Source organism: Sphingomonas pokkalii (assembly GCF_003096275.1).
In the GTDB taxonomy this organism is placed as follows: domain Bacteria; phylum Pseudomonadota; class Alphaproteobacteria; order Sphingomonadales; family Sphingomonadaceae; genus Sphingomonas; species Sphingomonas pokkalii.
In genome coordinates this window covers 2979303-3002941 of the sequence record NZ_QENQ01000001.1, presented here as the reverse complement: position 1 = coordinate 3002941, position 23639 = coordinate 2979303, and the positions used below count along the sequence as shown (strand labels likewise).

The 23639-nt window shown below is 66.8% G+C and carries 25 protein-coding genes and 1 tRNA gene; 15 read left to right on the top strand and 11 right to left on the bottom strand.

All coding sequences use genetic code 11. The annotated features are described in order from the left end of the window. Positions 1–145: 145 nt before the first annotated feature. The 4 genes from flgH to DD559_RS13785 are packed head-to-tail and all read right to left on the bottom strand — an operon-like array spanning position 146 to position 2884. A complete protein-coding gene (gene flgH / locus DD559_RS13800) occupies positions 146–898 on the bottom strand; it encodes a flagellar basal body L-ring protein FlgH (protein ID WP_116469687.1) in 753 nt (250 codons plus the stop codon). A gap of 12 nt (positions 899–910) precedes the next feature. Beyond that, a complete protein-coding gene (gene flgA, locus DD559_RS13795; protein ID WP_116469686.1) occupies positions 911–1339 on the bottom strand; it encodes a flagellar basal body P-ring formation chaperone FlgA in 429 nt (142 codons plus the stop codon). Beyond that, complete coding sequence (flgG, locus tag DD559_RS13790) at positions 1339–2121, bottom strand: flagellar basal-body rod protein FlgG (RefSeq protein WP_116469685.1); 783 nt, start codon at positions 2119–2121, stop codon at positions 1339–1341. Before flgG ends, flgA begins: the two co-directional genes overlap by 1 nt. A 22-nt stretch (positions 2122–2143) precedes the next feature. After that, positions 2144–2884 carry a flagellar hook-basal body complex protein gene (locus tag DD559_RS13785; protein ID WP_116469684.1) on the bottom strand — a complete coding sequence of 247 codons (741 nt, stop codon included), beginning with the start codon at positions 2882–2884 and terminating at the stop codon, positions 2144–2146. Positions 2885–2999: 115 nt separating this feature from the next. Between DD559_RS13785 and DD559_RS13780 the strand changes: the two genes are divergently transcribed. From DD559_RS13780 to DD559_RS13765, 4 genes are read left to right on the top strand one after another with little or no spacing between them, the layout of a single operon-like run. Next, positions 3000–3548: a flagellar basal body-associated FliL family protein gene (locus DD559_RS13780; protein WP_116469683.1), complete on the top strand. Its 549-nt coding sequence runs from the start codon at positions 3000–3002 to the stop codon at positions 3546–3548. Further along, complete coding sequence (gene fliM / locus DD559_RS13775) at positions 3545–4564, top strand: flagellar motor switch protein FliM (protein WP_116469682.1); 1020 nt, start codon at positions 3545–3547, stop codon at positions 4562–4564. The genes DD559_RS13780 and fliM overlap by 4 nt, the downstream gene beginning before the upstream one ends. After that, positions 4561–4989, top strand: coding sequence for a DUF6468 domain-containing protein (locus tag DD559_RS13770; protein WP_116469681.1), 429 nt, complete (start codon positions 4561–4563; stop codon positions 4987–4989). The genes fliM and DD559_RS13770 overlap by 4 nt, the downstream gene beginning before the upstream one ends. Continuing rightward, entirely contained in the window at positions 4989–5546 is a 558-nt protein-coding gene (locus tag DD559_RS13765) for a MotE family protein (protein ID WP_116469680.1), read from the top strand. Before DD559_RS13770 ends, DD559_RS13765 begins: the two co-directional genes overlap by 1 nt. 111 nt (positions 5547–5657) lie before the next feature. On the opposite strand, the gene DD559_RS13760 is transcribed toward DD559_RS13765, so the two are convergent. Then, positions 5658–6080, bottom strand: a complete 423-nt coding sequence (locus tag DD559_RS13760; RefSeq protein WP_240610258.1) for a hypothetical protein — start codon at positions 6078–6080, stop codon at positions 5658–5660. A gap of 88 nt (positions 6081–6168) precedes the next feature. Here DD559_RS13760 and DD559_RS13755 point away from each other — a divergent pair, with 88 nt between their 5' ends. Both DD559_RS13755 and DD559_RS13750 read left to right on the top strand, forming a co-directional pair. Further along, positions 6169–6408 (top strand): hypothetical protein, encoded by a 240-nt coding sequence (locus tag DD559_RS13755; RefSeq protein WP_240610257.1) that lies wholly within the window; start codon positions 6169–6171, stop codon positions 6406–6408. Further along, positions 6408–8219 (top strand): hypothetical protein, encoded by a 1812-nt coding sequence (locus tag DD559_RS13750; RefSeq protein ID WP_116469677.1) that lies wholly within the window; start codon positions 6408–6410, stop codon positions 8217–8219. Before DD559_RS13755 ends, DD559_RS13750 begins: the two co-directional genes overlap by 1 nt. On the opposite strand, the gene DD559_RS13745 is transcribed toward DD559_RS13750, so the two are convergent. Beyond that, positions 8209–10383 (bottom strand): TonB-dependent receptor, encoded by a 2175-nt coding sequence (locus DD559_RS13745; RefSeq protein WP_116469676.1) that lies wholly within the window; start codon positions 10381–10383, stop codon positions 8209–8211. The two genes, DD559_RS13750 and DD559_RS13745, sit on opposite strands and share 11 nt — an antisense overlap. 390 nt (positions 10384–10773) lie before the next feature. Here DD559_RS13745 and DD559_RS13740 point away from each other — a divergent pair, with 390 nt between their 5' ends. Further along, positions 10774–11754, top strand: a complete 981-nt coding sequence (locus DD559_RS13740) for a right-handed parallel beta-helix repeat-containing protein (RefSeq protein ID WP_240610256.1) — start codon at positions 10774–10776, stop codon at positions 11752–11754. 96 nt (positions 11755–11850) lie between these two features. Here DD559_RS13740 and DD559_RS13735 read toward each other — a convergent pair. Both DD559_RS13735 and folK read right to left on the bottom strand, forming a co-directional pair. Then, a tRNA-Lys gene (locus DD559_RS13735) sits at positions 11851–11926 on the bottom strand. Positions 11927–11938: 12 nt separating this feature from the next. Further along, positions 11939–12415 carry a 2-amino-4-hydroxy-6-hydroxymethyldihydropteridine diphosphokinase gene (folK, locus tag DD559_RS13730; RefSeq protein WP_165830936.1) on the bottom strand — a complete coding sequence of 159 codons (477 nt, stop codon included), beginning with the start codon at positions 12413–12415 and terminating at the stop codon, positions 11939–11941. A 23-nt stretch (positions 12416–12438) separates the two neighbouring features. Between folK and DD559_RS13725 the strand changes: the two genes are divergently transcribed. Beyond that, complete coding sequence (locus DD559_RS13725; protein WP_240610255.1) at positions 12439–13116, top strand: uracil-DNA glycosylase; 678 nt, start codon at positions 12439–12441, stop codon at positions 13114–13116. Here DD559_RS13725 and DD559_RS13720 read toward each other — a convergent pair. The 3 genes from DD559_RS13720 to DD559_RS13710 are packed head-to-tail and all read right to left on the bottom strand — an operon-like array spanning position 13103 to position 17504. Then, entirely contained in the window at positions 13103–14008 is a 906-nt protein-coding gene (locus DD559_RS13720) for a flagellin family protein (RefSeq protein WP_165831095.1), read from the bottom strand. The two genes, DD559_RS13725 and DD559_RS13720, sit on opposite strands and share 14 nt — an antisense overlap. 12 nt (positions 14009–14020) lie before the next feature. Next, the gene (locus tag DD559_RS13715; protein ID WP_116469673.1) at positions 14021–16129 is read right to left on the bottom strand and encodes a FlgK family flagellar hook-associated protein; all 2109 of its coding nucleotides are present in this window, start codon (positions 16127–16129) and stop codon (positions 14021–14023) included. A 25-nt stretch (positions 16130–16154) separates the two neighbouring features. Further along, positions 16155–17504, bottom strand: coding sequence for a flagellar hook protein FlgE (locus DD559_RS13710; protein ID WP_276308187.1), 1350 nt, complete (start codon positions 17502–17504; stop codon positions 16155–16157). 197 nt (positions 17505–17701) lie between these two features. Here DD559_RS13710 and DD559_RS13705 point away from each other — a divergent pair, with 197 nt between their 5' ends. The 7 genes from DD559_RS13705 (at position 17702) to DD559_RS13675 (ending at position 23531) form a co-directional block, all read left to right on the top strand. Continuing rightward, complete coding sequence (locus tag DD559_RS13705) at positions 17702–18100, top strand: flagellar biosynthesis repressor FlbT (protein WP_116469672.1); 399 nt, start codon at positions 17702–17704, stop codon at positions 18098–18100. Positions 18101–18113: 13 nt separating this feature from the next. After that, complete coding sequence (gene fliI, locus DD559_RS13700; protein WP_116469671.1) at positions 18114–19502, top strand: flagellar protein export ATPase FliI; 1389 nt, start codon at positions 18114–18116, stop codon at positions 19500–19502. Next, positions 19499–19930 carry a hypothetical protein gene (locus DD559_RS13695; RefSeq protein ID WP_116469670.1) on the top strand — a complete coding sequence of 144 codons (432 nt, stop codon included), beginning with the start codon at positions 19499–19501 and terminating at the stop codon, positions 19928–19930. Before fliI ends, DD559_RS13695 begins: the two co-directional genes overlap by 4 nt. Beyond that, positions 19927–20955: a peptidoglycan-binding protein gene (locus DD559_RS13690; RefSeq protein ID WP_116469669.1), complete on the top strand. Its 1029-nt coding sequence runs from the start codon at positions 19927–19929 to the stop codon at positions 20953–20955. The genes DD559_RS13695 and DD559_RS13690 overlap by 4 nt, the downstream gene beginning before the upstream one ends. Positions 20956–21193: 238 nt before the next feature. Next, positions 21194–22249, top strand: coding sequence for a sigma factor-like helix-turn-helix DNA-binding protein (locus DD559_RS13685; protein WP_116469668.1), 1056 nt, complete (start codon positions 21194–21196; stop codon positions 22247–22249). Between the two features lie 60 nt (positions 22250–22309). Next, on the top strand, positions 22310–22822 hold the full coding sequence (locus tag DD559_RS13680; protein WP_116469667.1) for a hypothetical protein: 513 nt from the start codon (positions 22310–22312) through the stop codon (positions 22820–22822). Between the two features lie 52 nt (positions 22823–22874). Beyond that, positions 22875–23531, top strand: a complete 657-nt coding sequence (locus DD559_RS13675) for a dTMP kinase (protein WP_116469666.1) — start codon at positions 22875–22877, stop codon at positions 23529–23531. Positions 23532–23639: the final 108 nt, after the last annotated feature.

Here is a 23639-nt window from a genome sequence, read left to right as displayed (position 1 = left end):
ATCGTCGTACCCAAAATTTCCCTGCAAATTTTGATGGTTAGCAAGTGGTTAAGTTAAAAACGGAAAAGGCCGGGGGCAGCCGTTGCGGAACGGCGGCCCCCGGCCTTTTCGTTTCACACCCCTGGAGGGGGCGCTGTCCGGGCAATCAGAACGGGAAGAGCGCGTCGTAGATCTGCTGGCCCCAGCGCGCCTGCTGCGCGTCGGTCAGCTGCCCCTTGCCGCCATAGATCACCCGCGCCTCGGCGATCTGGCTGTGCGCGATCGAATTGTCGCGGGCGATATCCTCCGGCCGGATAATGCCGGTGACGATCAGTTCGCGCATCTCGAAATTGACGCGCACTTCCTGGCGCCCGCGGATCATCAGATTGCCGTTCGGCAGCACCTGGGTGACGATGGCTGCCATCGTCATGTTGATCGTCTCGGATCGGTTCGTGGTACCGCCGCCGGTATATTTGGAACCGGAGTTGGTATCGACCAGCTTGGAAGGGTCGCTGCCGGTCAGCTTGCGGATCGGCGTCTGCAAACCCAGCAGGCCGGCGATTCCGCTCGTTTCGGTGCCGCCGCGCGTGCGCGAGGTGTTGTTGCCGATATCCGCCTTGTCGGCGATGGCGATGCGGATCGTCAGGATATCGCCGGTCTTGCCGGCGCGCTGATCGCGGAAGAACGCGCCGGCGCCGGTCCGGAAGAGCGACGCGCTCGGCGCCGCCGTCGCGGCGGAGGCGCTGCGGACCCTGCCCGAACGATCGGAGGGCTCGGCGAGCGAGGGCTCGATCTCCGGCGCATCGATCGGCTCCATAGTGGAAAGCTTGGGCGCCTTCCCGACCGCCTTCAGCCGGCCGACCGCGCCACAACCCGACAGCGTGCTGACCAGCGCCAGCGCGAGGATGACTTTACGCATAAACCTTTTCCTTCAGGGGGCAGTAACGCGGACCGAACCCGATCCATCGACGAACCCGTCGAGCGTACGGTTGGTGGCGGTAACGACGATGCGGACCGGATCGCCCTGCGCGCCGCCGCCCAGCGCCCGGCCGGCAGCGGTGATCACCAGCGCGCCGGTGACGATCCGTGCCGTCACCGGTTCGCCGCGCCGGACGAGCTGCGGCTTCATCACGTCGCCGCGCCGAAGCAGTGTGCCCGCGTTGAGGTTGCGGGTGGCCTCCATGCCAACGACGTCGTCCATCCGCAGCGCGGCCCGCGCCGTGGCTTCCGGCCGCGGCTCGACGACGATGTCGCTCGCTTCGATCCGTTCGCCACGCGCGACCGACTGCTGGAGCACCGCCACCGGCACGTCCTCGCCCGGCGCAGCGGCGAGCAGCAGCAACCCCAGCAGCGCGGACATCAGCGCAGCTGGCTGGTCGTCGCCAGCATTTCGTCTGCCGTCTTCACCACGCGGCTGTTCATTTCATAGGCGCGCTGCGCGGTGATCAGCGCCGTGATTTCCGATACCGGGTTGACGTTCGACGCTTCGATGAAGCCCTGGGTCAGCGTGCCGATACCGGGATCGCCAGGCGAACCGACGGTCGGCTGGCCCGATCCGGCGGTTTCGACGAAGAGGTTGCCGCCCCGCGCTTCCAGCCCGGATTCGTTCATGAAGGTCGCAAGCTGGAGCTGGCCCAGCTGCTGCGGCTGGGTATTGCCGGCCACGGTGACTTCCACCAGGCCGGTCTTGGAGACGCTGAAGCTCAGCGCACCCTGCGGCAGCGTGATGCCCGGTTGCACCGGATAGCCATCCTGCGTGACCAGTTCGCCCTGGTCGGAAATCTGGAAGGTCCCGTCGCGCGTATAGGAGGTGGTGCCATCGGGCATCGTCACCTGGAAATAGCCGCGGCCCTGGATCGCCATGTCATAGGGATTGCTGGTCTGCGTGAGCGCACCCTGTTCGTTGATGCGATAGACGCCGCCGGTCTTCACGCCCGCGCCGATCTGGATGCCGGAGGGCACCTTGGTATCGCCGCCGGTGGACGAACCCGGCCGCGAAACCTGCTGGTAGAGCAGGTCCTGGAATTCGGCGCGCTGCTTCTTGAACGCGGTCGTGTTCATGTTCGCGATGTTGTTCGAGATGACATCGACGTTGGTCTGCTGCGCGAGCATCCCGGTGCCCGCAATGGAAAGTGAACGCATACGGAAATTCCCTTCGTGAAAATCAGCCGACCCGGCCGAGCTTGTCGATCGCGTTCTTGCGCATGTCGGACATCGAGTTCGAAAGGCTCTGGCTCGTCTGATAGGCGCGCAGGATCTGGATCATGTCGGTGGTCTCGACGATCGCGTTGACGTTCGATCCCTCGACGCCGCCGCTCACCAGCTTGGTTTCGTTTGCCGCGAGTTCGCGACCGCCGCTGGCGGTGAACATGCCGTCTCCGCGCGGGTCGACCACGCCTTCATTGTCGAACACGGTAACCGCGATGCGACCGAGCGGCCCGTTCGAGCCCATCACCGATCCGTCGGCGGTCACGCTCAGCTTGCCGGTTTCCTCGGGTGGTACCTTGATCGGCTTGCCCCCCGCGCCCAGGATCATCTGGCCACCGGCGGTGGCGAGTTCGCCGCTCTCCAGCACCTTGACGAAGCCCGCGCGCGTATAGGCGGTGCTGCCGTCGCCCGCCTGCACCGCCAGATAGCCCGGACCATCGATCATCACGTCCAGCGGATTGCCGGTGGGCTGGAACGCGCCGTTGGAGACATCATGCACCGCGCCGTAGTCGAGCACGAACGAAGTCTGCTTGGCCGGCTTCACCGCGGAATCCGTCTGCTCCACATATTCGCGGAACACGGGCTGTTCGCGTTTGAAACCCACCGTGTTCATATTGGCGATGTTGTTCGACACGATGTCGAGCCGGCGCCTGAGCGCCTGTTCCTGGCTGAGAAGCACATAGGAAGAGATGTCCACCGGACCGTCCTTCGAAAAAGTGTCACTAGGCAGAAATTGCCGGGTGATGGTCCTATAATAGAGGGAAATCGGGCGTGCGGACGCTGCGGCCGATAAATCGGGAAGGTCCAGGGATATGTCGGCGGAAATCGTCGAAGATAAGAGTGCGCCTGCGAGCCCGGCGCCCAACAAGAAAAAGAAGCTGATCATCATCGGCGCGGCGACGGTTGCCGCGCTGACGCTGGGCGGCGGCGGCGCGGCCATGTTCATGGGCGGCGGCAAGACCGAAGCCAAGGCCGAGGAAGGCCATGGCGAGGAAGCCGCGGCAGCGTCGGGCGAAGCCGAAGGCCATGGCGGCGCGGAAGGCGGCGAGGGCAAGGGCGAAAAGTTCGTCGATATCCCGCCGCTTTCGGTGAACCTCCGTTCGCCCGACGGAACCGCCCATTTCCTGAAGCTGCACCTGATGCTCGTGCCCGGCCCCAAGACAACCGATGCCGCGCTGAAGGAGAAGCTTCCCCTCCTGCTCGATGCCTATCAACCCTTCCTGCGCGAGCTGCGCCCGGAGGATCTGAACGGTTCGGCCGCCGTGTTCCGCCTGAAGGAGGAACTGATGGTGCGCGCCACGCGGACCCTGGGGCCCGGCATGGTGAAGGAAGTCCTCATTCAGGATCTGATTCAGCAATGATCGATCTCGACGATTTCGACCTGCCCGATCCGCCCGCCGCCCCGTTCGGCGACGATATCGGCAATTTCGCGCAGGCAGACATCGACGCGCTGTTCGGCGGCGGCGAGCCGGTCGCGAAGAAGAAGGGCCTGCGCGCCGTTCTGGAATCGAAGGTCATCAGCCACGAACGGCTGCCGATGCTGGAAGTGGTGTGCGACCGCGTGGTCCGCAGCTTCGCCAGCTCGATGCGGAACATGACCTCCGACGCGATCGACGTCAGCCTGGAAGAAGTCACCTCGGCCCGCTTCGGCGAGTTCATGAACCGGGTGCTGCTTCCCGCCATGGTCGGCGTGTTCAAGGTCACCGAATGGGAAAGCTACGGCCTGATCACGGTGGAATCGGGGCTGATCTATTCGGTGGTCGACGCCTTGCTCGGCGGTCGCGGCGGCAATTCCCCGACGATGATCGACGGCCGCGGCTTCACGCCGATCGAAACCTCGCTGGTCTCACGCGTGCTGGAAACGGCGCTGCGCGATTTCGGTGAGGCGTTCCTCCCGATCGAGCCGATTTCGATGCGCCTCGAACGCATCGAGACCAACCCGCGCTTCGCCGCGATCGCGGCCACGTCCAACATCTGCGCGATCGCCACCTTCCGGGTCGATATGGACGGGCGCGGCGGCTGCTTCACGCTGGTGTTTCCCTATGCCACGCTGGAGCCGGTGCGCCACAAGCTGCTGCAACGCTTCATGGGCGAAAAGAGCGGCCGTGACAGCATCTGGGAGGCGCACATGGCCTCCGAGGTGCGCAAGACCAACGTCACCGTGAACGTGCTGCTCGGCGAGAAGGCGGTGCCGCTGGCCGAGCTCGAAGAGCTGCAGGTGGGGCAGACGATCGCCTTCAACAACAGCCCGGACGATCCGCTCGATGTCGCGTGTGGCGACATCAAGCTCGCCCAGGCCCAGATCGGCCAGCGCAGCGGCCGCGTCGCCGTGCGCCTCGTCAACGATGTTTCCCGCTCAAGGAAGAAGATAGTATGACTGTCGCGTTATCCGCCAATGTGCTGACGATCATCCTGTGCATCGCCGTGCTGGTACAGAGCCTGCGGATGATGCGCAGCCTGCGCGCCGTGAAGGATGGTGCGCTTACCGATGTGGTGAAGGCGCTCGACAACGCCACCGTCCAGGCGCGCGCCGTGCTGTCGGACATGAAGTCCACGCTCGGCACCGACTGCGCACGGCATGCCCGGCTGGTGGAACAGGCCCGCGATCTGCGCGACGAGCTGTCCGACATGATCGGCATCGCCGATTCCGCCTGCGAGCGCATCGTTTCCGCGGTCAGCCTGGCCAATGCGCTGCGCAGCGATGGCGAAAGCGCCGCGGCCGACCATGAAGCCGCGGCCGAAGCGAACGCGGAAGCGGTCGCCGCGCGGCTGGCCGGCGATATCACGCGGGAAGCGGCATAATGGCGCGCCCTTCCCTGCTGCTGATGATGGCGGCGGCCTCGGCCATCGCGGCGGTTGCCAATGCCGCCAGCATCGCCACCGGCGATCAGGACGGCACCGCCAGTACCAGGCTGGGCAATTCGATCCAGCGCGATCTTAACGCCCGGGACGCCGATGCGGCGAAGCGCCAGCGCGCGCTCGACCTGCGCGAACAGGCGACCAAGGCCGCCGAAAGCCGGCTGCAGGCCGATCTTGAGGCACGGCAGAAGGAAGCATCGGCCGCGCCGGGCGCGCCGGGTGCCTCCTCGCCTGCCGAGGCGCAGTTCGACGATCTCGCCCGCATCTATCAGGCGATGAAGCCTGCCAAGGCTGCCCTCGTGTTCGAGCAGCTGGACATGGAAGTGCAGATGAAGGTGGCACAGCGGATGCGTGCGACCTCCACCGGCGCGATCCTTGCCGCGATGTCGCCCAAGGGCGCAGCCGCGCTCAGCATGGCGCTTGCCCGCAAGAATGCGGGCCGCCAGCTCGCGGCGCCCGCCGTGGCCGGCCCGGCCATGCCAGGCCGCAAACCGGGCTGAATCTCGCGCGGCGGCCGTTGGGGAACGCGCCGCCGCCAAATCCTTAAACGGTGTCTTGGAACAGGCGAAGCAAGCGCGCGGCGCCGGCATCGGCCGGGGCCGCAGCCGCGTTCAGCTCTGCGACGCGCCGACTTCCACGATGAGCACGCGCGCTACGCCCGGCTCGACATCCTTGATCGCACCGGTAAGCGCCTTGTCGAGATCGGCGACGTTCACGGCACGGAGCGCCGAGGCGTCGAGCCGCGCAAATTCCAGGCCGCCGGCGATTGCCGCCATCCGCAGCGCCGGCAGCTTCGCGGTCAGGCGCTGGGCGGCTTCGGCATCGGCCGCTTCCACCACCAGCTTGAAGTTCAGCGTGCCGCTCACCCGATCGGCATCGATGATCGGTACCGCGATCGGATCCATCGCCAGCAGGTGCAGGCCGGCAGCACCGCCGCCGCCCCCGCCGCCCGAAGCGAGCGCACGCCCGGCAGGGACCGGCGAAAGCGCCGCCGCCACCAGAAAAAGCTTCGCCAGCTTCCGCGTGCCGATCACAGAAAATCTCCCGTCCATGCATGGTGCGGCGCGCCGGGCGGGCCGCAGACGTCCTATAAATAAGGGACAAGCACTTAACGGAATCCAAATGAGCCACGATCAACGACCAGCCCGGATGCGTGTCGTCAGCGACGCGGCTGCCAATCGCGGCAACGCGGTTGCGGCGAATGCCGCCCGTACGCCGGCGCAGCAAGCCGCAGCCGCCAAGGCAGCGGCGGTCGAGGCCGATGCGCCCAAGGGTCTGCCGATCGTTCCTGCGCTGCTGTTCCTGGCGGGATGCGGTGCCGGCGGCGCGCTGGTGACGATGCTGGTTGTGGGGAGCCATTGATGCGTCGCGTTCTGATTCTAGCCCTTCTTGCGAGCACGGCGGCTGCGCCACCGAACGAGCCGGTGGAGCAGCCCCATGCGGATACCCACGCCGCCCCGGCCGCGCCTGCCGAGCCCGCTGCCGAGGCACTGCCCGCCGGCCCGCCCGCCCTGCCCCCGTTCGCCGCCACCCTGGCGCAGATGCCGACGATCACCAGCAGCCGCGACTGGCCGGAACTGAGTGACGAAGAGGCATGGGCCGGCCTGATCAACGCCACCCCCGACACCCGCCAGCTGGCGCGTTGGCGCTATGCCGGGTCGCTGATCCGCCGCGGCATGGGCGCCGAGGCGCTGGGCGTGCTGGAAACCATGGTCGCCGACGACGAGGATCTCGCACTGGTGGCGCCGTTCCAGCTGGCGACCGGCGCCGCGCTGACGATGGTCGGGCATGATCGCGCCGCCGTCGAGGCACTTTCGTTGCCCGAGCTGGAAGGCAATGCCGAAGCCTGCGCCTGGCGGCTGCGGGCACTCGCCGCGCTGGGAGATGAGATATCGGCAGCGCGACAGGTGAACTGCGCCGTCCCCGCCATCAACGGCCGCGATCCGCAAGCGCGCAAACCCTTCACGCTCGCCGCTGCGCGCGGCGCCATTGCCGCCGGCCAGACGACCCCGGTGTTCGCCTGGCTGAAGCTGTTCGGCGAGCAGGATCCAGCGGCCAACCTGCTGCGCGGCCGGGCATTGCTCGCCTCGGGCGATCCCGCCGCCGGCCTGTTCCGCCTTTCCCGCGCCGAATTGAGCGGTTCGCCGCAGATCAAGGCCGAAGCCGAACTCGCCCGGATTCAGGGCGACGTGAAGCTGCACCGCATCGCGCCTGCGGAAGCGATCAAGCGGCTGGAAGCGCTGCGCTATGGCTGGCGCGGCGGCCCGGTGGAAAAGGGCGCGCTGCAACTCGAATATGCGCTGGCGACGGAGCTGAAGGACCGCCGCACCGCGCTGCGCAGCGCAGCCACGCTGTTCCGCTATTTCCAGCCCGGCACCGAATCCGCCGCCATGCTGATGCAGATCCGCACCTGGCTGGCCGAAATGCTCGCGCCCGACAGCGGTACGCCGCTGCCGGAGGCCGCCGGCCTCTATTGGGATTACAAAGAACTGGCCCCCGCCGGCGCGGAAGGCGATGCGCTGGCGATGCGGCTGGCCGATCGGCTGGAAGCGGCGGGGCTGTACCCGCGCGCGGCCGAACTGCTGCAATATCAGGTGACGCAGCGCCGGCAGGATGTGGCGCAGGGGCCGCTCTCGGTCCGCGTCGCGACCTTGTTCATTCTCTCCGGCAACCCGGTCCGCGCGCTGGATACGCTGCACGCAACCGAACAGGCCAGCTATTCGGACCTGATGCGGTTCGATCGCAAGCGCGTCGAGGCCGTCGCGCTGTACAAGCTGGGTCGCGAAGCCGCGGCGATGGCCGCACTGGACGGCATCCCCGGCGCCGCCGGCGTGCGCAGCGAGATGCACTGGCGGACCCATGACTGGGGCTCGTTCGTCACCGAGAACGAAGCCAGCCTGCCCGCCGCGAACGCCCTGAACGCGCCCAACCAGGCGATTGTGATGCGCCACGCCGTCGCGCTGGCGATGCTCGGCCGCGAAGACAAGCTGCAGGCGCTGCGCGCCCGCTATGGCGGCGCATTCAAGCTGCTGCCGAGTGCGCAGGCCTTCGACCTGCTCACCCAGCCCGCCCGGACCATCGATCCGGCGCGGATCAGCGGCGCCATGGCCGCGATCCCCGCCGCAAGCCCTACCGGGGCGATCGGCGACCTGCTCGACGCGCCTACAGGCTGAGGCGCAGCGTCACGCGGATGTCGCGCCCGGCCAGCGGCGCGAAGTCCTTCAGATAGCTGGCCGCCCGCCGGGCCTCGACGTCGAACAGATTGTTCGCCGACACCATCAGCGTGGTGCCCGGCATGGTGCGGAACGGCTTCACGCTCACCGTTGCGTTCACCATCGTATAGGCGGCGGTGGGCGTTTCGAACGCAGCGATGCGATCCTGCTTGAAGACGTGCTCGGCCTCCAGCCGGCCGGTCAGCAGATCCGACTGCGCCTCGATGCCGCCAAGCACGCGCATCGCCGGGATGCGGGGCGCAGGGCCCTGATCGACGATGTTGGCGTGGACATAGTCGCCCAGCGCATCGAGGTTGATCCGATAGCCGCCGATCTCCGTCAACCGGACCGACCCCTCGGCTTCGAAGCCGTAATAGCGGGCATCGCGCTGGGTGAACTGGAAGCACGGCAGGTCGACCGTCCGGCCGCTCGGCGCCGCCGCCGCCTGGCACACCGCCTGGGTCGTCTGGTTGTCGCTGATATAGTTGGAGAACCAGTTGTAATAGGCCGATGCATCGAAGCTGAAGCCGTCGCCATGCGCGTGCAACGTCGCCTCCAGGCCCCAGCTCTTTTCCAGGCGGAAGCCGGGATCGCCCAGTTCATAGGCCTCGGTGCCGGCATGGGCACCGTTGGCAAACAGTTCCTCGGCCGAAGGCGCGCGTTCGGTGTGCGATCCGTTGAGGCCGATGCGTACCGTATCGCTCAGGCCGTACGAGGCGCCGATCGAGCCCGACAGCGCCTGGAAATGGCGCTTGCCGCGGAAGAAACGGGCATCGTCCAGCACGGTATCGGCGGACAGGTCGGTAAATTCGTACCGCACGCCCGCTTCGGCCTTCAGCTTCCCGAAATCGAGCTGCTGCAGGGTGAACAGGCCAAGCTGGCTGGTCTGGTTCTTCGGCAGGAACGCTTCGTCACCCTGCACGTCGAAGTTGCGGCTGAAATATTGGACGCCGCTCGCCCCGCGCCACGCCCCCTTCTCGGACTGGATCAGTTCCAGCCGCCCTTCCAGGCCCTTGTTGTAGAATGCAGTGCCGACGGCGCCGTCTTCCTCGAGCTCGAAGTGGCGATAGGCGGCATAGCCGGCGCGGAAACGCACTTTCTGGAGAAAGCCGCCGCCGGTCTCCGCCTCGGCGCGCAGATCGACGCGGTTCTGCACCACGCTCAGCCGCGGCGCCTCCTGCCCCTGGCCAGGCTGCGTCGCATAGCGCACGGGGATGCCGTACAGGCTGTCATAATGGCTATAGGCGAGGCCGAGCATCCCGGTCTCGGTGATCAGCGAGGCACCGGCCCCCGCCGTCCAGGTTTCCGAAGCGCTGTTCGGCAATGTGCCGCGAATACGGGCATTGGCGGCGAAATCGATCGGCTCCGCCGCATCCGGGTCCGCCGGCAGTGCCGCGCTGTCCAGCGCCTCGCGCCGCTTGGCTGCCGACAGCGCATAGCCGCCGATCTTCAGGTCATCCGACTTGGTGTACGAACCATCGGCATGGAGCACGATGCGGTTACCCAGCGCGACATCGCCGGCGCCGCCCACGCTGCGCTCGCTCGCCGCCGATCCATAGGTCGCGATCCCGTTCAGGCGGTAGCCCTTCTCGGGCACGCTGCGCGGGATGCGGCTGTCGATCACATTGACGACACCGCCCATCGCCGACGACCCGAACAGCAGGGCGGAAGGGCCGCGCAGCACTTCCACGCGCTCGGCCAGCAGCGGATCGATGATGACGGCGTGATCGGCCGAGGTGTTCGATACGTCGATCGATCCGATGCCGTCGGTAAGGATGCGGACGCGTTCCCCCTGGAAGCCGCGCAGGATCGGACGCGAAGCGCTGGGCCCGAACGAGCTTGCCGAAACACCCGGCTGACGTGCCAGCGTTTCGCCGATCGTCGGGCGAAGGTTGCGGGTCAGTTCCTCGCCCGTCACCACCGAGGTGCCGGACAGAACATCCTGCTCGCTCTGGCTATAGGGGGCAGAGACGATGATGTTCGGGCCCTGCTCCTGCGGCGCAGACCGCGCCGGATCGCTCTCGTCGGAAGATGTCGTCGCCGGCGTTTCCGGCTTCGGATCGGCAAGCGCCTGGACGGGTAGAAGCGGAAGAAACACGGAGGCAAGCAGAAGCGCGCGCGACATCAAACAGTCCCTTTTGATTGTTCTTTGTGCACCGCCGTAGCTGTGACGTTATATAGTATCAAGCCCCGATTTGCTTCAAGCGTCTGTCACCGTTGCGTTTTCGACGCTGCATCCGGCACCGTGTCATTTTGGCAACGCCCGCGGCATCATGCCGCAAGGGATTGGCCGCACACTACACACCGCGCGCGCGACCAGGGGCATTCCCATGCGATTCGGAGGGAAAAGCGCGCCGACATCGGCCCCGAACCGCCGGCGAAGACGCCCAGCCGCGCGCTCGTCCTGCTGGGGACACGCCTTGCCGCAGTGCAACATAAATACACTCGGGAGACGTTGTGTGTTAACGATATTCCGGTAGTTCCTCCACCTGCCGCACTGATTGGGGAACTTGTCGTGATTTCAACCCTCGCCATGCTGTCCGCGATCACCGTGAACACCAAAGCCCAGTTGGACGCGGCGATCAGCCGCGCCCGCGGCGGCGAGGAGATCCGGCTCGCGCGGGCGAATTACGGCATGGTCATCATCCGGGACCGCAAGTTCACCGCTCCCGTTACCATCCGAAGCGCCTATCCCGCCGCGCCCGCGATATTCAGCACGCTGCGGATGCACAATGTCAGCAACATCTCGTTCAAAGATATCGAAATCACCCGCGTCCGCGGCAAGGATCCCGATTGGGCCAAGATGGTCGAGGTCCGGGGGGGATCGAACATCGCCTTTATCGGCGGGTTCGTCCACGGACCTGCCAACGGGATGTGGCAGGACGACATGTACGGCATGTATATCCGCAACACCGCCAACCTGCGGGTCAGCGGCGTCACCTTCCATGATCTCCGGGTCGCGCTGGTGGTGGAGGACAGCTCGAATTTCAACATCGAGAACAACATATTCACCCAGCTCAGCCGCGACGCGATGGAGATCCCGGGGGCCAATGGCGGCCGGATCTTCAACAATTCGGTCGCGCTGTTCAACGTCGCCCCGGGCGAGCATCCCGATGGCATCCAGTGCTGGACGTCGGGCAAAACGTCCGGCTGCAAGAACGTGCAGATCACGATGAACCGCTTCGTCGGCACTCCCGGCCACGAATTCCAGGGCGTCTTCTTCGGCGACGAAGCGCGGGTCGGCGGCTATGACGGGATCCAGATCATCGGCAACAGCTTTGCCAATGTGATGTGGCATGGAATCAATATCGGGGGGAAGGGCGCGGGTATCGTGATCCGCAACAACATCCTTACGGCGGGCCCGAACTACCGCCCCTGGATCCGCACCGCGGGCCCGGCGACGCTTTCGGGCAATTCAGCGCCCACCTATGTGATCGCGGGCCGCGAAGGCGCTCCCCCCGGCAACAAGATCGGCGGCGCCTACACCCCGAAATAGCGGCCGGCCCTGCCCGGCCCCGCGCAACGCAGATCGCGGGCGAAACACGCCAATCGGGCATCGAGAGGGGCGAATGCGGAGCTTTCCGGGCTTCGGTGGTGGGTCCGCCGGGATTCGAACCCGGGACCTCTCGATTAAAAGTCGCTTGCTCTACCGACTGAGCTACGGACCCACGCCCCGCCACCTAGGCGCGTGGGCGCGGCCGGTCAACAGCGTGGAGCAACGGAAGCGTCGAACGGCCGCTCAGCGGATCGCGCCAGCCCGGCACGATTTCCGCCATCGGCCCCAGAACGAAGCGGCGCGTGCGATAATGCGGATGGGGAATGGTCAGCTCGCGCGTATGCCAGCAGCCGCCGGACCAGAGCACGATATCGAGATCGATTACCCGCGCGCCCCAGCGCTGGCCGCGGCGCCGGCCAAAGGCCCGCTCGATCGCCTTCAGCCGGCGGAGCAGTGCATCGGGGCCCTCCGCGCTGTCGACCAGCGCCACCGCATTGGCGAAACGGCGGCGCGACGGGCCCAGGGGCGGCGTTTCGCGGAGCCGCGATACCGCCCGCACCCCGCCGATCGCACCGAGCGCGGCGCGCAGCTCCTCGCGCGGGCTGCCGTGGCGGCCGCGGCGGTTGGATCCCAGGGCGATGACATAGCTTGTTATGGGCACCCGCCTGCGCCTATCGCGATGCCATGTCCGCGCCAAGCCTGGAACCCGATCGCGATTGCCCGCGCTGCCCCCGGCTGGTGGCGCTGCGGACGGCGTTGCGCGCCGAACAGCCGGAATGGTGGAATGCGCCAGTGCCGGCACTGGGGGCCGCCGATGCATCGATCGCCATCGTCGGGCTAGCGCCCGGCCGTAACGGCGCGAACCGCACCGGCCGTGCCTTCACCGGCGATGACTCGGGCGCGCTGCTCTTCGCCGTGCTGGAAAAGCTGGGGCTGCTGCACGCGGGCGAACCGCGGGACGTGCTGATCGTGAACGCGGTGCGCTGCCTGCCGCCGGAGAACCGCCCGAGCCCGGCGGAGGTTCACGCCTGCCGGCCGTTCCTGGCCGGGCAGCTGCGCGCGCCGATCACCGTTGCCCTGGGCGAGATCGCGCACCAGTCCGCCGTGAAGGCGCTGGGCGGCAAGCTGCCGAAGCTGCGGTTCGCCCATGGCGCGGAACACCGCCTGCCCAAAGGGCAGCTGCTGCTCGATAGCTATCACTGCTCGCGCTACAACCAGCACACCGGCCGGCTGACCGAGGCGATGCTGACCGCCGTGTTCGCGCGTGCGCTCTCGCTACGCGAGGCGCTGCACGTCGGGGACCGGGAAGCGCCCGGCGACGGGACGGCGGCTGCCGCCCCCGCCGCGATCAGAGATATTTGACGAGGCTCAGGCTCGAAAGCTGCGAGAACACCGAATAGCTCGCCTCCAGCACGGTCTTCTGCTGCGCGAGATCGACGGCGACCTGGCCAAGATCGGCATCTTCATTATCCTGGATCACCTGCTGCAGCAGCAGGGCGCGATCTTCGCCGCGGCTTGCCAGATCGTCGACCTGGTTCTGCTTGCGGCCATTGTCGGCGTTCACCTGGCCGAGCGTGGTCAACCCGGAGGCAAGCTTCGCAGCACCGTCCTGCAACGCCGTCTTCTGCGCGTCGGTCAGCGTATTGCCGATCTGGCCGACCTGCGCGAGCGTCCGGAACGCCTCGTACAGGCCCTGGCCGATCGAGCTGGCGTTGATCCCATAGGTCAGGTCGACGCCGTCGGCCACCCGGGCAGTGGCGAGGACGTTGTCATCGTGGAATGCCTGGTCGGCGGGCACCGTGGCGGCATCGGCCAGCGTGGCGACCGAGAACGGCATCTGGCTGGTCTGCGAGCCGGCGAACAGCGGCATTCCGCCTTCGGACGCGTTGAGCGAGGCCCGCATCTGCTGGAACGAGCTTTCGATCGCCTCCTGCAAGCCGGCCGACTGGCCGGTGCCCAGCGCCGTCAGGATCTGCTGGCGCAGATTGCGCGTGGACGAATCGATGCCTTCGATATGCCCCTGGTACAAGGACATGGTGGTACCCACCCGCTTCGAAACCGTGGCCTGCGCCTTTTGCTGCTCGAGCATGGTGTGCGCGGACAGGTTGCGCACGGTTTCGGTGCCGAGCGAGGCGAAATCCGCCGCCTTCTTGCCGGTCGACAGCCGCTTCTGGGTGATCGCAAGCTTTTCCTGCGCGGTCTGGATAGCGCTGGCCATGGTACGCTGGAGCGGAATAGTGGCAACACGGGACATGGATCGGCTCCCTTAACGGACCATCTGGAGTAGCGTATCGTACATCTGGCTTGCGGTGGTCATGATCCGCGCCGCCGCCGAATAGCTGTTCTGCAGCACCACCATCTGCGAGAGTTCCTCGTCGATGTTCACGCCCGAATAGCTGTCTCGCCGGTTCACCGCGTCGGCCTTGCGGGCATTCGCGTCGTCCAATCGGTTGCTCGCCTGGCTGGCTTCCAGCCCCGCGCGGCCCAGCAGCTGGGTGGAAAAGCGCCCGATCGTCGTGACGCCGTCCTTCCCCAGATCAATCGTCTTTTGCAGCTCGTTCACGAACGCCGTCGCACCGCGCGTATCGCCGGTACCCAGCGCCTTTGCGCCGATCGCGGCGGTGGCATTGAGCTTCGCGAGCGGCATCTTGCTGCTGTCCGCCGCAATGTCGCTGCGCACTTCCGCTACGTTCAGCCCGGCGCTCAGGCCGCTCAACCCCATCAGCGACGAGAAGGTGCGGCCGGTGCCGCTGCGGTTGGTCGAATCCGCGGACACCGAAAGCACGGCGCCCGAAACGGCGGTCTTGGGATCGAAGCGCACACGCCCGCGATCGTCGATGCGGAAGCTGCCGAATTCGCTGAGCGGGCTGCCGTTGAGATCGCTGATGATCGCGCCGAAGTTCTGCCCCGTCTGTGGCTGCAGCGTATAGCTGGTCAGCGCCAGCCCCGATGCATCGCGCAGCACGATCTGCGCGCTCTGCCCCGTCTGGAAGCCATGCGGATCGGAACCGTCCTGCTTGAAGCCGCTGGGCACCAGGCTGCTGCTGTCGCTGCGGATCAGGTCGTTCATGCCGAAGAATTGCGAGAAGCCGACACCGCCGCGATCGCTCGGATTGCCGTCCACCTGCGCGATCGCAACGCCGTTCGTGCTGTTCGTCGCCGTGAACTTCAGCACGCCGGTGGTGGGATCGATCGCCGCCGAGGCATCGCTCCCCAGGCCGGCGTTGATCCTGCTAACCACGTCATTGATGGTCACCAGGCTCGTGTCGGAGAAATCCACCGTCACCTTGTTCACCATCGTGCCATCCTTGGCAGTGACGGCAAAGGTCGCGGCGCCCTTGAAACCATGCAGATCGCCGCCGAGCAACCCGGTCACGCGGCCGGTCAGGTTCTGCGGCGCGGGCACGGTGGTGTTCGTGTTGGAAACCCGGTTCAGCGTTTCCGCCAGGCCGTTGAACAAAACGCCCATCTGTTCGGAGAAGGACGGCAAGGCACGATCGCGCAGGTCGAGCAGGCCGCCCAGTTTTCCGCCCACCGCGGCCGAAGAAAGCTTTTCGCCCGTCTCCGCCCCCAGCGTGCCATTGGCATTGGCGAACCTGATCTTGATGTCGGGATAGGTGGTCTGCGACGATCCCGCGGCCATGTTCGGGTAATCGAGCTGGCGCAGCCGCGTGTCGAGCAGCAGCTGCCCCGCCTGCGTTTCGATCGAGACGCGCCCGTCGGCCTGGTCGCGGACGTTGACCGCGATCAGGCCGCTGAGTTCCTCGATCGCGTTCATCCGCTGGTCCGCGGCGCCGCTGGCGCTGCGGCCGAGGCCGGTGGCCTGCGATACCGTGCCGTTCAGGTCATGGATGCGCTTGAGCAGGGTGTTGATCTTGTCGACCGAGTAGCCGACTTCGGATTCGACATCGGCGCGCAGGCTCTCCACGTCGTTCGTGGTCTGCTTCATCGATGCGAGCGCGTCCTCCACGTCGCCGGTGAACACCGCCACCGTCTGCGCCGAGGATTGCGAACCGGTCATGGCGATGGCCGATGCGTTGATCGCATCCAGCCGCGCCGGCAGGCCGGACTTGGCGCCCGGCTCCCCCAGCAGCGACTGGAGACGATCCAGATAGCCGGACGTCACCTCCGCGCGACCGGCATCGCCAGCCCGGCGATAGACGGTGGCTTCGAGGAAACGGTCGGCGACCCGCTCGGGCTCGCCGACCTTGACGCCGCTGATCTGCCCCGAAACGACGGTGGTCGTCAGCGACACCTTTTCGCGTGCATAGCCGGCAACGCCGACATTGGCGATGTTGTTCGATACCGCGCGCAACCCTGCCTGGGCAGCCGCGAGCCCGGAAACCGCAGTTCCCAGAATGTCGTTCAACGCCATGGCGGCATTCCCCCGGTTTCAGCGATCAGCGCTTGAGATCGCTGACTTCGCGCAGCATGTCGTCGACGGTGGTGATGATCTTCGACGACGCGCTGTAGGCGCGCTGGAAGCGGATCATGTTGGTGAACTCGCCCGCCAGGTCGACGGTCGAGGCCTCCAGCGTGTTGGACGAAAGCGCGCCCGCGCCGAGCTGGCCCGGCGGGTTCATCGTCATCGTGCCCGACTGGCGGTTGGCGGCATAGGCATTGCCCGAAATGCGGGTGAGGCCGTTCGAGTTCGGGAAGGTCGCGATCGGCAGCTGGAACACCTTGCGGGTAGAACCGTCCTCGAAGATCGCGCTGACCACGCCATCCTTCCCCACGTCGATCGACGAGATGTTGCCGAGCACACCGCCATCGGTGCCGCCCGAGATCAACGACGAAGGCTGGCCGAACGAGGTGATGCCGCTGATGCCCTTGTCTTCACCGAGCTGCAGCTTGATCGGCACGGACTTGGCGTCGTTGCTCCACTCGATGCCCTGCGCGGCGAAATCCAGGTCGTCGAACAGCGCGGCGGTGGAACCCGTGCCGGTCGTGCGGTCGAGGCTGCCGTCGCCGTTGAACTTGAGCGTGCCGCTGCGCAGCAGGCCATTGGGGATGGCGGCGCCGGCGGTGGTCTGAACGTCGGTGGCAGGGTTGGAGAAGACTTCCATCTGCCAGGTATTCGGCGCCGTCTTCAGGAACGCCATCTTCACTTCGTGACCGCCGCCCTGCGAATCATAGATCGTGAACGAGCGGGAGAAGGTCGGCGGGATCGCCCCCGATGCCAGGCTGCCGGCGGCATAGGCGGGGGTGCCGCCATAGGTAGCCGCATCGACCTGCAGGTTGAGATGGGCCTGCAGCTTGGTCGTCGGCGCAGCCGTGCCGACCAGATCGCTCAGGCGCACCGGCGACAGCGCATCGACATTGCCGGTGTTGGAGAATTTGCCCTCGGCATCGAGGCGCCAGCCATAGAGATAGAGGCCGGAGGAATTGCGCAGATAGCCTTCCTCGTCCGGCTTGAACGAGCCGGCGCGGGTATAGGCGACCTGGTCGGTCGGGGCGAGACCGGTGCGGGTGATGAAGAAGCCACCGCCGTCGATCGCAAGATCGGTGCTGCTGCCCGATGCCTGGAGCAGGCCCTGCTTGGAAACCTGCGCGATCGGCGACGCGGCAACGCCGCCGGCCGAATAATTGGCTGAGGTGCGGCCGTCGGTCACCAGGGTGCGAAACTGGGCTTCGACGCCCTTGTACGCCACCGTGTTGATGTTGGTGATGTTGTCGGCGACCGTGGCCATGGCACTCGACTGCGCGCTCAGCCCGGAAACGCCAGCGTATAGAGCGGAATAGAGGCTCAAGTTATACACTCCTGAGGATTGCCCGCGCGATCCCCACGCCGGCGACATCTCCATTGTAGGACGGTAAATGCGCGCCCCAAACAAAAGGGCGAATTTGCCTATCGAGAAGCCTTGGGCGGCAAAATTTGCCGGGTCCGCACCGCTTGCCGCCGCGAACCGCCTATAAATTCAGAAACGCTTATCGAAAGGCCGGTGCCATGCTTCGCATTACGCTTCGCGACGGCGAGAAAGCGATCGTCAACGGCGCCGTGCTGCGCGCCGTGGGGCGCACGCAGATCGCCGTCGAAAACCAGGTTTCCATTCTGCGCGGCCGCGAAGTGATGCGGCCGGAGGAAGCGACCACCCCTGCCCGCCAGCTCTATTTCGCGGCGATGCTCGCCTATATCGACCCGGAAGGGCGCGACGCGCATCAGAATGCCGTCGTGCAGCTGATCGGCGTGCTGATCGCGGCGATCAACACGCCCGAAGGCCGCGACATCTGCATCCGCTTCGCGCACGATATCGCCCAGGGCGATTATTATAAGGCGCTGAACATCGCCCGCGAACTGATCGCCATCGAAGACGCGCTGCGTTCCGCCGCGCCGCAGGCCGCCTGAAGGCGCCACCGCGATGCAGACGCTCGCCAGCGCCGCCCGTGCGATCCGAGAGATGGTCCCCGACCGTCGCTTCGGGCGCGTGGTCGCCGTGCGTGGCGCGCTGATCGAAGTCGAAGGGCTGACCGGCGTTGCCCAGATCGGCAGCCGCGTCGAAATCCAGTCGCCCAGCGGCAAGGTCGAAGCCGAAGTGACGGCTCTGGATCGCGGCGTCGCCCTCTGCCTCCCCTTCGTCGATCCGCAGGGCGTGGGCCTGGGGGCGCGCGCCGAACTCGGCGCCGGCCAGTTCACCGTCCGCCCCTCCGCGGGGTGGCTCGGCCGGATGGTCGATGGGCTGGGACGGCCGGTCGACGGCCTCGGCCCCTTGCCGCGCGGTGCCGATCCGCAGCCGATCAAGGCCGCCCCCCCCGCCGCCGCCAGCCGCACCCGCGTCGCCGAACGCATCGAAACCGGCGTGCGCACCCTCGATCTGTTCGTGCCGCTGTGCCGCGGCCAGCGGCTCGGCCTGTTCGCGGGCTCCGGCGTCGGCAAGTCGGTGCTGCTGTCGATGCTCGCGCGCTGGACGCAATGCGACGTCGCCGTGATCGGCCTGATCGGCGAACGCGGCCGCGAAGTGCAGGAATTCATCGAAGACGATCTGGGCCCCGAAGGCATGGCGCGATCGGTGGTGGTGGTCGCCACGTCCGACGAACCGGCGCTGATGCGTCGACAGGCCGCCTGGACCACCCTCGCCATCGCCGAACATTTCCGCGACCAGGGGCTGAACGTGCTGTGCCTGATGGATTCGGTCACCCGCTTCGCGATGGCGCAGCGCGAGATCGGCCTCGCCTCGGGCGAACCGCCGGCCACCAAGGGCTATACGCCCACCGTGTTCGCCGAACTGCCGCGCCTGCTCGAACGCGCCGGCCCCGGTGCCCCCGGCAGCGGCATGATCACCGGCCTGTTCACGGTCCTGGTGGATGGCGACGACCATAACGAACCCGTCGCAGACGCGGTGCGCGGCATCCTCGACGGCCATGTCGTGATGCGCCGCGCGATCGCCGAACGCGGCCGCTATCCGGCGATCGACGTGCTCAAATCGGTATCGCGCACCCTGCCCCATTGCATGGACGACGCGCAGAACGCGACGCGCATCGCCGCGCGCAAGCTGCTGTCCACCTTTGCCGACATGGAGGAAATGGTGCGGCTCGGCGCCTACAAGGCCGGATCGTCGCCCGAAGTGGATCGCGCGGTGGCGCTCGCCCCCCGGATCGAGGCGCTACTCAACCAGGGCAAGAACGATCAGGGCCATGCCGCTGCCGCGTTCGACGAACTTGCCGCCATCCTTGCCGGCGAACAGGTACATACCGATGGCCATGACGGCCATGACGGCCATGACGGCCACGCCGTGGGCCTCGCCGCATGAAAACGCCCTACGACACCGCCCTCCGGATGCAGCAGCGCGACGTCGACGCGGCGAAAGTGGCGATCGCCGCCGCCGCAGAACGGGTCGCCGCGCTGGAGCAGGAAGCCGGCGCGCTTGCCGAACGGGCGCGCGAAGAGCGCGTGCTCGCCCATGCCCTGCCGTTCGATTCGGACCTCTGGCTGGCGCGCGCCAAGCACCAGCAGGCCCGCGTCGCTGCCGAGGCGGAAGCGGCACGGGGCCGGCTGGCGCAACTGCGCGAGCAGGCGCAGGAAGCGTTCGGCCGGCTGCGCGCGATCGAAACCGCGGCGCAACGCTATCGCGACGAGCAGGCCCGCGCCCTCGAAGCGGCGGAACAGGCCGCGATCGACGACATCGCCGCCGCCCGCTTCCTGCATGATCGCAAGCGCATGATGGTGAAGGCCGGATGATCCAGCGTCCCGATCTTGCCGCGCTCACGCCGGCGCAGCGCGCCAATGTGATCTACACCCAGGCGCAGTCCGAACTTTCGAACCGATTGTGGCGCGCCGCGATCGGTGATGGCGATCGCGATCCGAACAAGTCCGGAATGCCGCTCGGCAATGCCGGCATGTCGATGGATTCGCTCCTCGAAATGCTGGGCACGCAGGCGCCCCAAGGCGGGCGGGCACGCTGCAGCTGCCATTGCGACTGCAGCTGTCATCGCGGCGAGGAAGAACATGGCGGGGAAGCCGGCATCATCGCGAAGGCGCTGGGCTCGGCGCCGCCCGCCCCCCCGGCACCGCAGCCGAACCAGGCGACCGCCACCGCGGCGGCGATCGACGACGCTACGCCGCGCGCGCTCGGCCCCAATGCGCGCTATCATGCGGCACTTTCCGAAGCGGGCGCGCGCAGCGGCATCCCCGCCTCGGCCATCGCCGCCATTGTCGATGCGGAAGCCGCCAAGGGCGGCGACGGCAGTTGGAACCCGCTTTCGCGCAACCCGCGCTCGAGCGCCGCAGGCCTGGGCCAGTTTCTCAGCGGCACCTGGCAGACCTTGGCCGAACAGCCCGGCACCTGGCTCAACCAGATCGCACAGCAGCGCGGCTGGCTGACCGGCGCCGGCAAGGTCGATCCTGCCCGCCGCGGCGAGCTGCTGGCCCTGCGCTACGATCCGCAGGCATCGATCCAGTGCATCGGCGATATGGCGCGCAGCAATCTGCACCAGCTCGAATCGGCGGGGCTGAAGGTGCGTGCCGATTCGGAAACGCTCGCCAAGGCCGCCTATCTCAGCCACCATCTCGGTCTGGCCGATGCCCGCCGTTTCCTGGACGGCGGAATCGCCCCCGCACGGGCGCGCCAGCTGCTTGCCGCCCAGATCGGCCATGCCGCTGCCGATCAGCGCATCGCCAGCGCCGGCGACGCGAAAACCGCGCACCGGGAATGGTTACTCGGCTTCATCGATCGCCGCATCCAACCGGATAAATTCTCCCTGTAAACCACAGGGATAGCTGCCATCGAAGCAGGTTATCGGTTATCGTTCACCGATATTAACCACACTTTTTTCAATGGCTTGCCACGCACTGCGAATCGGCTTTGCTATAATGATCGAAAGCGGTTTTCGGGATTCTACCTAAGGCCCCAATTAGCAGTGTTTTAAGCTATTCAGCCCAAATCTGCCCCTGTCGACGGCGCCGAAACAATCGGACCCGGCGGCTCGAATCAGGGGAAGTTAGATGTCGAAGATCACGATCGCTCTCGAGGCAGCTGTTGCCACCGTTATCGAGAATTCGCCCAAGGACGCGAAGCAGACCAACCGTCAGCGGGCTGAAATCGATCGTGCCTTTGCCCGCATCCTGAAACTGATCGCCCCCCGCATCCGCCATTTCATCCGCCAGTACGGCCTGACCGCGCACTGGGATGATGCCGAGCAGTGCTGCGCCATCGCCGTGCACCGCGCCATCCAGGCCTATGAACCGGAAAAGGCCCAGTTCACCACCTTCGTCAACTGGCAGATCCGCGGCGAGCTGCAGAGCCTGCGCTTCCGCCTGATGACCGATCAGCGCCCCTCGGCGAAGAAGGTCGAAGCCACCACCGTTTCGCTCACCGCGCTCGGCACTTCGGCCGATGGCGAGGAACTGTCGCCCGAAGCGATGATCGAGGACGAAGACGCGCTGTTCCGTACGGAAAGCGCCGCGTCGGACTATCTCGCCGATGGCGCGATCGCCTCGCTGATCGAGGCCTATGTCGATCATCTCCGCAAGGTCGGCATCGAGCAGCTTCGCCGCCGCCCCCGGCCCAAGCGCGAGGAAGCGGCACTGCGCCGCGAAGGCCCGCGCCTGCGCAACGCCACCTACGGCATCGATCCGATCGAACTGGAAAAGCTGGAAGCCAAGCTGGAGCGCGATCGCGAAATCGTCGCCCGCCGCGTATTCCAGACCGCGACGCTCGACGATCTCTCGCTCGAAACCGGCGTCACCAAGGAACGCGTCCGCCAGATCACCAAGCGCGCGGCCAAGGTCATCGCGGAAATCGCCGCCGCCGATCCGCGCTTCTCGGTGATGGCAGAATATGGCACGCCGGCCACCGGCAAGCGCCGCCAGCCGGCCGCCACCCGCAACGCCACCCCGATCCTGCCCGATGCCAGCCAGCCGCATAACCTGCTGTCCAGCATCCGCGCGATCGATCCCGCCAGCGTCGACGCCGTCGTCGCGGCCGACGCCACCCGCGAGACGGTGGAAGCCGTATCGCTGGCCGCACCGGCCTCGCCGAGCAGCGCCGCGCTGCACTGATCACCCCTTCGCGCGGGATCGTGCTATAATGGGAGGGTACCTCCTTCCCGGAACCACCCGATGCCGCACGATTCGCGTCCTACCGGTCCCGCCGCCCAGCATCTGCTGCCGCGCCCGAACTACAAGCTCACCGAACTGGCCGAGGAAGTGGCGCGCTGCGCGCAGCCGCTCCTCCCGGCCGAGAGCAAGCTTTTCCTCGGGCTGCAGCAGGATGATCGCGGTTCGCTGCGGTTGATCTGGTGGCGTGCCGAGGATTTCCGGGCCGTCGCGGAGATCGAATCGACGCCGGAGGGCTTCTGCCCCGAAGACAGCGATGAAGGCATCCTCCAGGATGCCGCCGCCGCCTGCCTTACCTATCTTGCCGGCCGCTGGCCCAGCCCGCCCCGCCGGCTCGGCATGATCACCGACGGCACCGGCGTCGCCTTTTCCCCCGCCCGCCCGGCCGTGGCCGAACCCGGCTGGCTGTTGGCCCATGCCGGGGGCGATGCGCCGCTCACCGCGATCGTGCCTCTCGATCCCCGCGGCCCCTGCGCGTTGCTGTGCACCCCTTCGGATCTTTCCGCCCGCCATTGATTCGATACCGGTGCGACCGTGACAAGCCGCGCCGCCATGCTATGGCGCCCGCATGGGTGATCTGATCGCGATCGAGGGCGCCGACGGCGTCGGCAAGAACACCGCCGCACGCGGCCTGTGCGCGGCGCTGCAGGCAAGCGGGCGCTCCGCCACCGTCCTGGGCTTTCCCCGCTATGGCGAAACCGTCGCCGGGGTGACGATCGGCCGGATGCTCGCCGGCGAACTGGACGTGCCGGTCAGCCCGAAGGCCGCCGCCGTGCTCTATGCGCTGGACCGGCTCGAATGGCGTGACGAATTGCTGCAGGCACAGGCGGACCATGATGTCGTGGTGCTCGATCGTTATGTCGCCTCGAACATGGCCTATCAGGGCGCGAAGCTGGGCGGCGAGGCCGGCCGCGCGCTGATGGACTGGATCCTGGCGCTCGAAATCGGCCAGTTCGCCCTCCCCCGACCGCGCCTGTCCCTCTATCTCGATACGCCCTGGGATCTCGCCCGCGAACTGATACTGCAAAAGGCCCAGCGCAGCTACACGACCCGCAGCTTCGACGAATATGAAGCCGATATCGCGCTCCAGCAGCGGGTGCGCGGCAATTACGAGACGATCGTGGCGGCGGACCTGCTCGGCCCGTGGCGCGTGGTGCGTGCCAGCGAGGGCGGCGCGATGCGCCCGCCCGAAGCGATTGTAGGGGAAATCCTCTCCCATATTTGAAACCGGGACGGCTTACGCTATCCCGCTGCTTGACATGCATACCTCCGAAGCGCCAATGGTAGCGCTATCACAACTCGAAACAAGGTAGGGCGAGGGTCTTGGAAGCGT

Coding starts and splice junctions, on each gene's coding strand:
- flgH (WP_116469687.1), bottom strand. CDS start 898: ATGCGTAAAGTCATCCTCGCGCTGGCGCTGGTCAGCACGCTGTCGGGT.
- flgA (WP_116469686.1), bottom strand. CDS start 1,339: ATGTCCGCGCTGCTGGGGTTGCTGCTGCTCGCCGCTGCGCCGGGCGAG.
- flgG (WP_116469685.1), bottom strand. CDS start 2,121: ATGCGTTCACTTTCCATTGCGGGCACCGGGATGCTCGCGCAGCAGACC.
- DD559_RS13780 (WP_116469683.1), top strand. CDS start 3,000: ATGTCGGCGGAAATCGTCGAAGATAAGAGTGCGCCTGCGAGCCCGGCG.
- fliM (WP_116469682.1), top strand. CDS start 3,545: ATGATCGATCTCGACGATTTCGACCTGCCCGATCCGCCCGCCGCCCCG.
- DD559_RS13770 (WP_116469681.1), top strand. CDS start 4,561: ATGACTGTCGCGTTATCCGCCAATGTGCTGACGATCATCCTGTGCATC.
- DD559_RS13765 (WP_116469680.1), top strand. CDS start 4,989: ATGGCGCGCCCTTCCCTGCTGCTGATGATGGCGGCGGCCTCGGCCATC.
- DD559_RS13755 (WP_240610257.1), top strand. CDS start 6,169: ATGAGCCACGATCAACGACCAGCCCGGATGCGTGTCGTCAGCGACGCG.
- DD559_RS13750 (WP_116469677.1), top strand. CDS start 6,408: ATGCGTCGCGTTCTGATTCTAGCCCTTCTTGCGAGCACGGCGGCTGCG.
- DD559_RS13745 (WP_116469676.1), bottom strand. CDS start 10,383: ATGTCGCGCGCGCTTCTGCTTGCCTCCGTGTTTCTTCCGCTTCTACCC.
- DD559_RS13725 (WP_240610255.1), top strand. CDS start 12,439: ATGTCCGCGCCAAGCCTGGAACCCGATCGCGATTGCCCGCGCTGCCCC.
- DD559_RS13720 (WP_165831095.1), bottom strand. CDS start 14,008: ATGTCCCGTGTTGCCACTATTCCGCTCCAGCGTACCATGGCCAGCGCT.
- DD559_RS13715 (WP_116469673.1), bottom strand. CDS start 16,129: ATGGCGTTGAACGACATTCTGGGAACTGCGGTTTCCGGGCTCGCGGCT.
- DD559_RS13705 (WP_116469672.1), top strand. CDS start 17,702: ATGCTTCGCATTACGCTTCGCGACGGCGAGAAAGCGATCGTCAACGGC.
- fliI (WP_116469671.1), top strand. CDS start 18,114: ATGCAGACGCTCGCCAGCGCCGCCCGTGCGATCCGAGAGATGGTCCCC.
- DD559_RS13695 (WP_116469670.1), top strand. CDS start 19,499: ATGAAAACGCCCTACGACACCGCCCTCCGGATGCAGCAGCGCGACGTC.
- DD559_RS13690 (WP_116469669.1), top strand. CDS start 19,927: ATGATCCAGCGTCCCGATCTTGCCGCGCTCACGCCGGCGCAGCGCGCC.
- DD559_RS13685 (WP_116469668.1), top strand. CDS start 21,194: ATGTCGAAGATCACGATCGCTCTCGAGGCAGCTGTTGCCACCGTTATC.
- DD559_RS13680 (WP_116469667.1), top strand. CDS start 22,310: ATGCCGCACGATTCGCGTCCTACCGGTCCCGCCGCCCAGCATCTGCTG.
- DD559_RS13675 (WP_116469666.1), top strand. CDS start 22,875: ATGGGTGATCTGATCGCGATCGAGGGCGCCGACGGCGTCGGCAAGAAC.